The sequence below is a fragment of the Nostoc sp. ChiVER01 genome (assembly GCF_034531155.1).
Lineage (GTDB): Bacteria > Cyanobacteriota > Cyanobacteriia > Cyanobacteriales > Nostocaceae > Nostoc.
Window position 1 is genome coordinate 1 of the sequence record NZ_JAVRBS010000056.1, and the last position, 12,573, is coordinate 12,573.

Here is a 12,573-nt window from a genome sequence, read left to right on the forward strand (position 1 = left end):
TCTTTGTAAATTAATTGTTCAGCGCAAGTAAATTGGCCAGTTGTATGATATTCTTTATTTATAGGGAATCTAAAACCAGAATAAAAACTCCTTAGATTCCTTTGAAGTGAGTATCAGCCCAGCCTCATCAGTTATTGGTGACGGCATAACGTTAATCGAAGTGGAGCAAAACCGCCCAAAAATCGGTTTTTCGTTTGGCGAAGCCGTTGCCATAGCGTAGGCTGGACTGATTTTTCTATGTATCTTCTTTGCAGCGAAAATAATGCTTGTCTTGCTGTGATGAAGTGAAAATTTCTTATGCATCTGCCGTATCTTTGGAAGTTTCTTGAATTATTAGTGACAGGATTCTGACTAATTTTTGGTACTCTTGTTGTATCTCGCATCCCACTAATATTTACTGCCATATTTGTAAAACGCTGGTTAACTTCTAGCAAGTAACTGCAATATTTATAGTGCTGGATAGACGGCTGATGTCTACTATCTAACAGCATCAATGCAGTCACAAACTATGTAGTAAACATTTTCAAGAATTAAAACTCCAATTTGATTCAATACTCTGCTTGATTACACCATAATCTTGGAGCCGAATTAATAAGTCTGCGCCATTACCGAGGTTTTTATGCGGAAAATCGCTATTTATGGAAGAGGGGGAGTTGGCAAGTCCACAACGACTCAAAACGTAGTGGCTGGACTGACTGATATAGGTCGTAAGGTGATGGTTGTAGGGTGTGACTCGAAAGCAGACTCCACCCGGCTCCTTTTGGGGGGATTCCACCAGAAGATTGTACTTGATACGTTGCGTAAAGAAGAAGAAGATGTGAATTTAAAAGACTTCCGCCAAGAGGGATGGGGGAAGACATTGTGTGTGGAATCGGGTGGGCCGGAACCTGGTGTGGGATGTACAGGTCGAGGCATTCTGACATCAATTGGGTTGCTAGAACAATTAGGTGCTTATGATGATGCAGTTAGACTAGATTATACATTTTATGATGGCCTGGGTGATGTCGTATGCGGTGGATTTGTCATGCCCATTCGTGAGCGCAAAGCTCAAGAAATTTACATTGTCACTTCTGGGGAAATGATGGCGATGTATACCGCTAATAACATCTGCCAAAGCATTCAAAAATACGCTCCTATAGGCGGTATACGTTTGGGAGGATTGATCTGTAATTCTCGCAAAGTCGATCAGGAAAACGATCTAATTAAGGCTCTGGCAGAGAAACTAGGGACTCAAATGATTTACTCCATACCCAGAGACAACATAGTGCAACGGGCAGAGTTCCACCGCAAGACGGTAATTGAGTATGCTCCTGAGTGTGAACAGGCGCAGCACTATCGTAACCTGGCAATGGCAATTGACCAAAATACAGATTTTGTCACTCCGAAATCTATGTCTAACGATCAGCTAGAGGAACTGCTGGTAAAGTTTGGGTTGTTTGACTAGGACGATGCAGTAGGGGTTATCCCTCATACAAAGTTTCTGGAGCAATTGGCAATCTCTGACTCGAAAAAGCAGAAAAAACTGCGTAAACTTCTTACCACCATTTGAGAAATCAGCGTTCTGAACTACGCCAAAATTCGTCTACCTCATTGAAGGAGGAGAACTCATTATGTTGACCGAAGAGGTTTTAGTCCAAAAATTTACTACCGTAGTCAAGGAACGCTGTGCCAAAGTCGGCGAGTTGCTCCAGTACTGCCATGTCGAACTCGTAAACTCTTACTGGGGTTGTCCTCCAAAACTTATACAACATTTTGTTGTTTATTATCCTAATATGCTGTTTGCCTCGATTAATGCCAACAAAGACGTTTTTAGAGACGTTGCCCAAAACTTGGGGATATGTCAGGCTGTTTGCATAAATGCCACACGCATTATCCGCGATCCCGCCTCAAGATTGAAGGAAAAGAATCCGATCTTATGGTTGGAACTCCAGTGGGTGGCAGTCCCAACTAAAAAAGGCAATTGGCATTTAGATCAGGATTTACCGCACTCGGACTAAGTACAGTTTTGCGTCAAACCGTGGCGAATTGAGGGTTGAAATTTAAACGCAAAGGGCGCAGAGTATAACGCAAAGTCTGTTTGAGTCTATTCGCTACGAATTAATGCAAAGCTGTACTAAGTTTTGTGTTGGTGATATAGCTTGCCGACTGCGATTGCTAAATCACTAAAATCGTATCCCAAAGTGCAAGTATTTTAGCGATATGGATGCTATACTTGCAAAAAATAAGCAAAATTGTCAAAACATCAAGATGTCTGACAACAAAAATAGCGACACTAAAAAACCTTGCTATTGACCCAACAAATTTAAGTTTATCTGCTGCGGCTTTTTCTAACGGAGAGATACAGCCTCATGAAACTGGATGTGAATCTTTGCAATAACCTGAAGTCAATTAGAACTCGCTTGGGCATGAGTCAACAAGAATTAGCTAATATAGCTGGCGTAACTCGTCAGAGTATTGGTGGTGTGGAATTAGGACAATATGCTCCTTCTGTTGCTATGTCACTACGTTTAGCTAAAGCGCTTGGTTGCCAAGTCGAGGACTTATTCTGGTTTGAGGAAGATTTACCAGAAGTTGAGGCAATTCTTGCGGGATCAGTCCCTAAGCAACAGCGATCGCGAGTTAGTCTAGCGCGGGTTGGGGATCAATGGATAGCTTATCCTCTCGTTGGGAACGATGCTTTTCGGATCGAAATGATTCCAGCTGATGGTGAGACAGTTGCGGTAAGTCAAGAGACTGCGGAATCCGTAAGAGTAAAAGAATTCCCTTGCATCAGCAAATTGCCATTAGCGTCAGCACTTCGGCTACCCTCAGTGACCGAGGTAGCTAGTAACAAGGCTCACTCTGAGGATGAAGCACAGAACCAGATCGGTACAAATAAAGTCCAGGTTCGGCTTCTAGATGATATGGATAAACTGCACAATACAGTTGTGATTGCTGGTTGTACACCTGTGCTTTCCCTCTTAGCAAGAGCAACTGAACGTTGGCATCCAAAACTACGAATTCATTATCGTTTCGCCCATAGCGGGGCTGCATTGCGTAGTTTGTGCCGAGGTGAAGTTCACATTGCAGGTATGCACTTATACGATGCTGACACTGGGGAACATAATATCCCCTTTGTACGGAAAGCATTAACAGATAAAAGTGCAATTTTGATTACCCTTGGAGTTTGGGAAGAAGGTTTGTTAGTCCCACCAGGAAACCCAATGGGAGTTAAAAAAGTTTCCGACTTAGTCGAATTTGGAGCAACTATTGTCACCCATGAAGTAGGTTCTGGCAGTCGGATGCTTTTAGAACGGAAACTCCAAGAGGAAGGAGTGCCATTGCACAAAGTTAAAGGATCTGACCATATCGTTCATAGCCATCAAGATGTTGCCTTGTCTGTAGTCTCAGGAATCGCTGATGCAGGTATCAGTACGGCATCTATAGCTACTGCCTTTGGTTTGGGATTTATCCCCCTTCATCGGGCGCGATATGACTTGGTGATTATTAAAGAATACCTGGAAGAAGAACCAGTAAAGCAGTTTCTCAGTATCTTGGGACATCAGCTAGTGCGATCGCAATTAGAGATTCTCGGCGGCTATGACACTAGCAATATTGGAGAAGTGGTAGCAAATATTTCGTAATTCGTAATTGTTACACTCCAGTTAAGAAATATGTCTTTTAGTTTCCATAACTCAAGTTAGCTGCTTTGTCTTTCAATTACTAATTACTCAAGCAAATCAAAATTACCCAACAAGTTAGCTACAAAATGAATCGTCACTTCACTATGAACAAACATCCAGTTCAAATTAATGATACAACCTTGCGAGATGGTGAACAAGCTGCGGGTGTAGCCTTTAATGTTGAAGAAAAAATTGCGATCGCTACTTTTCTTGATGCCATTGGTGTTCCAGAACTAGAAATTGGCGTTCCGGCAATGGGACAAGAAGAAGCAGAGTCGATCCGAGCGATCGCTAATCTGGGATTAAATGCCCAGTTACTTGGCTGGAACCGTGCTAAATTGTCTGATATCCAGGCATCTATAGATTGTGGTTTGGAACGGGTGCATATTTCCGTTCCTGTCTCAGAAATTCAGATTGCCGCCAAGTTTGGGGGTAAGCAGCAGGTAATGCTGGATCTTCTGCGGGATGCGATTAATTTTGCTTGCGATCGCGGTTTAGCTGTATCTGTTGGCGGAGAAGATTCTTCCAGAGCCGATCCATCTTTTCTACTGGATGTGGCGTATTATGCTCAAGAGTTGGGAGCTTTCCGGTTTCGCTTTTGTGACACTGTAGGAATTCTCGACCCTTTGAACACTTACAGTAAAGTTCGCTCCCTTGTGCATCATCTATTCATTCCGATAGAAATGCACACGCATAATGATTTTGGACTGGCAATGGCGAACTCGCTAGCTGGTATTGAAGCAGGGGCGCGATCGGTCAACACTACCGTAAATGGGATTGGCGAACGCGCAGGTAATGCGGCATTAGAAGAAATTGTGATGGCATTGAAACACCTCTACGGCATTCCAACAGGTATTAATACAAAACGATTGCTGGAACTATCACGGTTAGTTGCAAAAGCTGCTAATTGGTCGGTTCCTCCCTGGAAAGCGATCGTGGGTGAAAATACTTTTGCACACGAGTCGGGGATTCATGCTCATGGTGTGTTGCAAAATCCTGGTACTTACGAACCGTTTGCACCGGAAGATGTTGGTTGGGAACGTCGCCTTGTTGTAGGCAAACATTCCGGTCGGCATCTGATATTTAGTGTGCTGCAAGAACATGGAATCACGCTCAGTCAACTAGAAATTCAATCAGTGCTAGATGCTGTAAAGCATCAGTCAGTAAAAGTTAAACGCAGTCTCACTGTTGAAGAACTCCTGAGTTTGGTTCCCCAAGGATGAACGCACACATCTACAAGGCGAGTTGTCTTGTACCTAAACAAATTTGCAATGGGGTTGGTAATCGCTCTGAAATCGTAAAAAAGCGTTCAAGTTCAAAAGTTGATTATGACAAATCCAACACAACTACTGCGATGCGTGCGACGAGACAAACTATTGCGATCGCGTGAAATTCCTTTCAATCACGAAATTGATTGGAATGACTCCTAAGTGTTCCGGCGATGAAACAACTGCTTCTTGAGCAAAGCTTCTTGATGCAGAGGTAAATCGGTTGTTGATGCTCCAATACCACTTGATGTCCAGGGTAATCATGATTGGTTAATTTTACTAAAGCGTTTTTTCTACCATGCTTAACTTTGATTCCATTCGTACCACAGCAATGCAAAAAGTTCCATACAATTGGGCTTTGATCAAAAACCTGCTTTCACCAGAAGCAAGCTTAGAACTAGCTGCCACTTTTCCTCACGAAGAGTTTCATTTGTCGGAAGGGGAGGGATACGGATATCTGTGGAGAAAAATGTTTGTCACTAGTGAGGATATTTCCTTAATGCTCAGATTTGGCGATAGTCGCTGGCAGCAGCGCATTGCAGAAGGGAAATTTACTAGTGATTTGGGACACCTTAGTAATACCTGGCGCCAGTTGATAGAAGAACTGTGGACAGATTCTTACCGCAAAGCTTTAGCCGAAATGTCTGGGTTAGAGTTAAAAAACTGTGCAATGGGTATTGGGTTTCGTCGGTATAATTTTGGACACTCCCATCGTCCTCATACAGACGAGCCGAACAAAGTTTTAACTCATCTGCTATTTTTCAATCAACAATGGTCTGTAGACTGGGGAGGCTGTTTGCGAATTCTCAAAGACTCCCAGCCAGAATCTGCCTTCCAAGACATTCTACCCGTCAGCGATTCCTCAGTTGCAATCGTACGTTCTGACAATTCTTGGCATACGGTTACTCCGCTTACTTGCCCTGCATCTGAGTCTCGGCTAGCTTTACGAGTTGCTTTTTTTCGGAACGATCTAACTTCAGATTTTGGAGAAACCCAGCTAGCTGCGTAGCAATTAAGTATTTTCTCTCTACTTTTGTTAGAAAATCAGCCTCCTGATTTTCTGGTTCTTCCTTTTCGTTGTTGGTAATCCCTCTGAAATCGTCAAAAAGTGTTCAGGTTCAAAAGCTGACTATGACCAATCCTACAGAACTACTGCGATCGCGCTACGGTGAGATTCCCTTCAATTATGAAATTGACTGGAACGAATCTCTAGAAACACTACTAGCTCACCGTTCAGTCCGGTCTTATCTATCCGATCCTTTACCACCAGGAACCCTAGAATGGCTAGTTGCTGCTGCTCAATCTGCTCCTAGTTCAGCTAATATGCAAACCTGGAGTGTAGTAGCAGTTGAAGATCAAGAACGCAAAGCAGAATTATGCAGGCTGGCTAATAACCAAGTATGGATTAACCAAGCTCCCGTATTCTTCGTTTGGTTAGCAGATTTAGGTCGTCTGGCTCATGTTGCCCTAAGTCGCGGACTAACTCCCGTAGCCCTGGATTACGTAGAACTCTTGGTTAAAGCCATAGTCGATGCTTCAGTCGCAGCGCAAAATGCGATCATAGCTGCTGAATCTGTTGGTTTAGGAACGGTATATATCGGTGCAATCCGCAAAAGTACTCAAGAGGTAGCCACATTATTGAATTTGCCACCTTTTGTATTCCCTGTGTTTGGATTGTGTGTGGGTTATCCCAATCCTGAAGCACAACCTGTTGTTAAGCCACGTCTACCTCAGCCAGCTGTATTCCACCGGGAAACCTATAAATTGGCAGAGCAAGATGAAGCGATCGCTCACTACAACGACATCATGAAAGAATTCTATACTGAACAAAAGATGAATGTCGCTGGTGATTGGTCGCAACACTCAGCCGAGCGGATTGCCACTTTAGACTATTTAAAAGGGTGTAAGTACTTACGTGATACTCTGAATAACTTCGGCTTCAAATTGCTATAAAAGGAGTCAACAGCCGAAAGACACAAAGAACTCTAAGCATTCACCATACCCTTAATCTTAAGTAAGCTAGCAAGAGCGGCGACTAAAGGAGAACTTCTGATATCTGGACTAAAGCTTTTGATGCTTAAAGGCTTAAAACCTTACACTCAGTCTCAAAAGATGATTTTGGTGCGTAAGTCTCAGGAATAAATATAGAACTTACGCGCCGTAACATAATTATGTCATTGCGAGTGCAGCATCTCTAATAGAAGCAATCTCAAATCCTAGTAGTCTGTCCCAAAAGTTTTGATAGGTGAATCAGTTTTAAATTTTTCTTCTTTACCTCTTCTACTTTGCGCTCTTTGCGTCCTTTGCGGTTCGTTCTCTTAATTCTCAGAATTAATGGGACAGACCAATAGTAATCTATCAAGCGAAGTTTAAAAGGTAAAGGGACGATCCACAAAGACACGAAGTACACGAAGCAAGGAAAAAGAAAGGAAGAGAAATTGAAGAATTTATCTACTTGTCAAAATTGACTTGACAGACCAGTAGTTTTACGTTTTCAGTGCGTAAGTCCTAAAATAGACTCGCTAACTTGTCAGATACAGCAATTCTCCTGCTTGAAACCTTTGTAATAATTTGAGGAATCTGAAGGTATTTAAGCAGTCAACAGGCTGACCAAAAATGTAGAACTAACCCGCAAAACCAAAGGAACTTCAAACAATGAATAATCTATCTACCAAAGACCTCAACAGACTACGCTCTCAAAGCAAAATAATTGTTAGTCGAGTGGAGATTTTTATCGAAACTTACTTATCAGAAACCTCTCTTGATGAGAATCTGGTTAACGAAACTTTAGAAGAGATCGTCAAAGCTGCGAATAACTTAACAACCGCAGCATCAAAGATGAAAACTGCCGAAACCGCCCATAAACTAAACGGTTCCAAATAGTTTAATAGGGCTGAGTTAAACCCTATAGCTAAATGGGAATTGAATACAGTTCCAAGTGCTGAGTAATCGATGCTAGATACTCAGCACTATTTCAGTTATGGAGATAAATGAATCTAATCTATTAGGAAACACCATGCTAAAGGGGATAACTTCAAGTTCCAATAACTGGTTACAAGTTCATTTTGATTTTAGTAGAGTTGTTCCGCAATTTCAGAAGAATCATATCATCCCTCACACGAGCATACCCATGATGAAGAAGGCAGTAAGATGTTCGGCTTCATTGTCTTCTTGCTGTCAGAGACTTTCATTTTCCTCGGTTTTTTACAGCATATATTGTCTATAAAACAGCAAATACTGACTGGCTACCAGCTGGTGTTTCTGGACTGGAAGTCAGAGATCCGGCAATTAATACGGTAATTCTTGTTTCTAGTAGCTTTGTCAATCATTGTTCAATTTCTGGAATAAATATACTAAGAAGTTGAATGCGATCTCTCGTTGTTTTCTTGCTTCTCCTTCTGAACAGATTGTACGACTTTGTAATATTTAGAATCCTTCTAATACCAATTTAATGTGAAGCTGCACAAAATGATTAACCCTCTCTTCTTGGCGCTCTTGGCGTTCTTGGCGGTTCGTTTTTAATTCTATGCATCTTCATAAAGAATTGGTATAACCATCATAATTGTCTGGAAAACAACATAAATGGTTGATTTCCTAGTCAATCTTGCTTATACTTTCCAATGTAAGCTTTACTTGCGTGAGTAAAATATATTGGCATAAAGATTGGTAGGAGAGCGCAATGATCAATCATCGGGCTGTGCGCGATGGGTGTTTGGTAAGTTTCCTAGCGATTCTTTGCATCGGCTTTGCTAATAATCTAGTCAACCAAAAGCCAATTCTTGGACAGTCCCCAGCGAAGAAAGATGTGATCGTAGCGATGACAACGAGTATTGAGGATAGCGGGCTGCTAGATGATTTAGTTCCGGCGATTGAAAAGAAAACAGGATATAAGCTCAAAAAGGTTGCAGTCGGCACTGGACAGGCTTTGGCTATGGCTGAAAAAGGTGAAGTTGACGCACTATTCGTCAATTCACCTAAAGCCGAACGCAAAGTTTTGTCAGGTGGTGCGGTAATTAATCGCCACTTGGTAATGCATAATGACTTTGTAATTGTCGGCCCAGATGCAGACAAGGCAAAGATCCAAGGTAAAAAGAATGCTGTGGAAGCGTTCAGTCTGATTGCTAAAAACAAAGCATTGTTTGTATCGCGGGGTGATGACTCAGGTACTAACAAACTAGAAAAAGATTTATGGAAACAAGCAAACATCACACCATCTGGTACTTGGTATCAGCAAACAGGTTCAGGAATGGCGCAAACTTTGCAAGTCGCTAATCAAAAATTAGGATATACCTTAGCAGATCGAGCAACCTATATATTTCAGAAGAAAAACCTGTCTTTGCCCATACTAGTGCAAGGAGACAAGAAACTGTTAAATCTATACCATGTCATGGAAGTAAATTCTCAGAAATTTCCTAGAGTGAATAGTGCTGGAGCTAAAGCGTTTATTGATTTTGTTTTATCTGCTGAAGGACAGACACTGATTGCAGCCCACGGTAAAAAAGAGTTCGGACAACCGCTATTTTATGTTGATGCTGGTAAAACGGAAAAAGATTACGGCTTTTAGAAAAACTTGAGCATCAGCTAATTAAGGGTTGCTTTTCTGCATATTTGAGTATTCTTTCCCAATTTTTTAAGAGAGTTGTATTTGTGAATACAATCATCGAAGGAGCTTTCAAAGCTTTTGAGCTATTAACCAGTGGCGATCGCGACGTTATCCAAGTCATGACAATGACATTGTTCGTATCTGGAACAGCTACAGCCATTAGCGTTTTACTGGGACTACCATTAGGACTATGGCTAGCATTAGTGGATTTCATCGGCAAGCAGACTCTAACTAGTTTGATTAACTTCGGTATGGGATTACCACCTGTCGTAGTCGGTTTATTCGTCAGTCTATTTTTGTGGCGATCTGGCCCGTTAGGAAATCTGGATTTGATGTACACGCCCACAGCGATGATCGTAGCCGAAGCTATCATTGCTTTTCCAATTGTTGCTGGCTTCAGTTTTGCGGCAATTATCAGTATTAATCCGAAACTACGCTGGCGATTGTTATCAATGGGGGCGACACAGTGGCAAGTCAACTGGTTGCTAATCAAGGAAGCACGGTTAGGGTTAATGGCTGCAATCATGGCTGGTTTTGGTCGCGTCATCTCGGAAGTTGGTGCATCTATGATGGTAGGCGGCAATATCAAGGGGCAGACTAGAGTCCTGACTACAGCGATCGTCTTGGAAGTAGGGAAAGGAAATTACGATGTGGCGATGGCGATCGCATACATTCTCCTGATCGTTACATACACCGTTATCGTATTGCTGACTATCCTACAGCATGACAAGAAAATTTTATGAATATTAACGAGTATGTCCTGAATATGCGACAGGTTAGCGTCCATAGCAAAACACGTAAAAATATCCTGTCAATTGAAAATTTTACAGTCCGTCCAGGAGAATTGGTCGCTGTGCTTGGCCCCAATGGCGCTGGTAAAAGCACTTTGTTAAGAACAATCAATCTCTTGCAACCTTACCGTGGTGAGATGCAATTATTTGACCAGGATGTCCGCAATACCAATAAAACATTGTTGCGTCGTCGTTCGGCTTTGGTATTTCAAGAAACCTTACTACTGGATGACACTGTTTTTAATAATGTTGCCAAGGTATTAAAGTTTCGGGGAACACCAACACACAAGATTAAGCAAACGGTACATACCGCACTTGCAACTTTTGGCTGTGAACACCTGGCAAATCAGTCAGCTCGTTCTCTGTCCGGTGGTGAAGCCAAACGAGTTTGTATTGCCTGCGGTTTAGTTGCTGATTCCGAATTGCTGCTTTTGGATGAGCCTTCTGCCTCTTTAGATGTGGGAATACGTCCTCAGATGATCGAGAAAATTAGACAATGGGCGCAAGCGAGGGGATCAGCAGTTATATTAGTCAGTCATAATTTTACAGATATACTGCATTTTGCTGATCGCGCGATCGCCTTATTTGACGGCTGTATCATCCAGGATGATAACTTGGAAACCATCATCCGCCGACCGGCTAACGAGCAGCTTGCCAGACTGGTAGGGATAGATAATATTATTCCGTGCCTTGTAGAACGGAGTAGCCGTGGAAATTTTATCAAACTTGCAAACGGAATAGAGTTTTTATATCCTGGGGAACTCACAAAGCCTATTACTACATGTTGTTTATCTGGCGATACTTTTAATGTTTACGATGCAAGTTCTTCAATCCGACACAAACTGTGTTCGGTAATTATTGAAGGATTAGTAGAACGAGTTTTAAATGGTATTGGTATTTGTAGTATCTGGGTTAAGGTGGGAGAACAAACTTTAATCGCCAGAGTGCCTCGGAATCATATATTTGGCAATGTCTATCCCCATGAGATAATTAAACTAGCATTCAATCCTAAAGATGCACATTTTGTTTAGAACAATAGACGGTTTTATACTAGAAATAGCGGGATAAATAAGAATTTAGTCAGTCCAATTACCAAAATACTCTAAAATTTTATACACGGAGTATTTATCTTATTAAAACCATCATCCGGTGCAACCATTTGTTCGGGTTTATGAAGATAATTAGCACTCTAACTGGGCAGTCAAAACTGTTTCGATAACACCGGATTTTGATGCAGTCTGAATTAGTGTTGTCGCGACTTTTTTCGCCTGTGAAGCAGTTGACCAACTTCCTTCCATCATCGCAACCACGATCGCACCTTGCACCAACAGAAGCAGTTGCCTAGCTAACTGTTCCGGTGATGAAACTTCTGCGGCTTGAGCTAGGCTCTTGATGTAGTGGTAGATAGATTGTTGATGCTCTAATGCCACTCTATGTCCAGGGTGGTCAGCATTGGCTAGTTCCACTGAAGCATTAATGAATGCACAACCTCGAAAATCTGGGCCCTCAAACCATTCCCGTAGGGCATCGAATATTGCCAATAGTTGTTGGGATGGGTTAGAAGCTCGTTGCTCAATCGTGGTTTTGAGCCATTCACACCATTGTTCATCCTGTTGTCGCAGCCATGCTTCAATTAATGCATCTTTTGACTTGAAATGATTGTAGAGTGACATTTTAGCAACGCCAGATTCTGCAACAATTCTGTCAATACCGACATTGCGAATTCCCTCTCTATAAAACAAGCCTGATGCTGTATTTAGGATGCGATCGCGAACAGATTTACGGGTTGTTTTCGGTTTAATCATTTTAAACACCAGGTTATTTAATTAATCTGGAAGTTCAATTAAGTTTGCTTTACCCAATTGGTTAAATAGCAAATAATATTATTTATCGATTGCTTATTCTATTTTTCATTCGCCAAAGCTTTGATTTTTTCTGGGGATTTAAGAAAAAACTATCTGTAAATAATAAAAGATTTATCCCAAAAGTGATTGATGAACTGCAAGCAGACCAAAGTCCCCCCGAACTTCAGAACTGCTACCGATCAAGTACTTCCACAATCCTCCAGAAACTTGTGGAGCAAGACCATCAGTTCATCAAACAATTGGTTAACTTATGGGATTTGGCTTCATCACTACAGCGCAAGTGCTTGGAGATCCTTTGTGCGTGAAGTGGTTTAGATTCCCTCTAAATCAAGAATATCATACAACTGGCCAATTTACTTGCGCTGAACAATTAATTTACAAAGA

11 protein-coding genes and 1 pseudogene are annotated in these 12,573 nt (G+C 41.8%); 11 read left to right on the forward strand and 1 reads right to left on the reverse strand.

Annotated features, from left to right (window positions below; all coding sequences use genetic code 11):
- The first annotated feature begins 619 nt into the window (after window positions 1–619).
- The 11 genes and pseudogenes from nifH (at window position 620) to RMY00_RS35625 (ending at window position 11,355) form a co-directional block, all read left to right on the forward strand.
- Window positions 620–1,444, forward strand: coding sequence for a nitrogenase iron protein (gene nifH, locus RMY00_RS35575; protein ID WP_416212129.1), 825 nt, complete (start codon window positions 620–622; stop codon window positions 1,442–1,444).
- Window positions 1,445–1,610: 166 nt separating this feature from the next.
- Complete coding sequence (locus RMY00_RS35580; RefSeq protein ID WP_322652058.1) at window positions 1,611–1,997, forward strand: hypothetical protein; 387 nt, start codon at window positions 1,611–1,613, stop codon at window positions 1,995–1,997.
- Between the two features lie 351 nt (window positions 1,998–2,348).
- Window positions 2,349–3,623, forward strand: a complete 1,275-nt coding sequence (locus RMY00_RS35585; protein ID WP_322652059.1) for a substrate-binding domain-containing protein — start codon at window positions 2,349–2,351, stop codon at window positions 3,621–3,623.
- Window positions 3,624–3,766: 143 nt separating this feature from the next.
- The gene (nifV, locus tag RMY00_RS35590; protein ID WP_322652067.1) at window positions 3,767–4,885 is read left to right on the forward strand and encodes a homocitrate synthase; all 1,119 of its coding nucleotides are present in this window, start codon (window positions 3,767–3,769) and stop codon (window positions 4,883–4,885) included.
- A 343-nt stretch (window positions 4,886–5,228) separates the two neighbouring features.
- On the forward strand, window positions 5,229–5,939 hold the full coding sequence (locus RMY00_RS35595) for a 2OG-Fe(II) oxygenase (RefSeq protein ID WP_322652060.1): 711 nt from the start codon (window positions 5,229–5,231) through the stop codon (window positions 5,937–5,939).
- Window positions 5,940–6,061: 122 nt separating this feature from the next.
- Complete coding sequence (locus tag RMY00_RS35600) at window positions 6,062–6,883, forward strand: NADPH-dependent oxidoreductase (protein ID WP_322652061.1); 822 nt, start codon at window positions 6,062–6,064, stop codon at window positions 6,881–6,883.
- Between the two features lie 702 nt (window positions 6,884–7,585).
- Complete coding sequence (locus RMY00_RS35605) at window positions 7,586–7,813, forward strand: hypothetical protein (RefSeq protein WP_094332482.1); 228 nt, start codon at window positions 7,586–7,588, stop codon at window positions 7,811–7,813.
- 207 nt (window positions 7,814–8,020) lie between these two features.
- Window positions 8,021–8,253 (forward strand): annotated as a pseudogene (locus tag RMY00_RS35610) (cytochrome c oxidase subunit 3); the annotation flags it as partial.
- Window positions 8,254–8,609: 356 nt separating this feature from the next.
- The gene (locus RMY00_RS35615) at window positions 8,610–9,494 is read left to right on the forward strand and encodes a substrate-binding domain-containing protein (protein ID WP_322652062.1); all 885 of its coding nucleotides are present in this window, start codon (window positions 8,610–8,612) and stop codon (window positions 9,492–9,494) included.
- An 83-nt stretch (window positions 9,495–9,577) separates the two neighbouring features.
- Window positions 9,578–10,276, forward strand: a complete 699-nt coding sequence (locus RMY00_RS35620; protein WP_322652063.1) for an ABC transporter permease — start codon at window positions 9,578–9,580, stop codon at window positions 10,274–10,276.
- Entirely contained in the window at window positions 10,273–11,355 is a 1,083-nt protein-coding gene (locus tag RMY00_RS35625) for an ABC transporter ATP-binding protein (RefSeq protein WP_322652064.1), read from the forward strand. The genes RMY00_RS35620 and RMY00_RS35625 overlap by 4 nt, the downstream gene beginning before the upstream one ends.
- Before the next feature lie 150 nt (window positions 11,356–11,505).
- On the opposite strand, the gene RMY00_RS35630 is transcribed toward RMY00_RS35625, so the two are convergent.
- Complete coding sequence (locus RMY00_RS35630) at window positions 11,506–12,129, reverse strand: TetR/AcrR family transcriptional regulator (protein ID WP_322652065.1); 624 nt, start codon at window positions 12,127–12,129, stop codon at window positions 11,506–11,508.
- Window positions 12,130–12,573 lie beyond the last annotated feature (444 nt).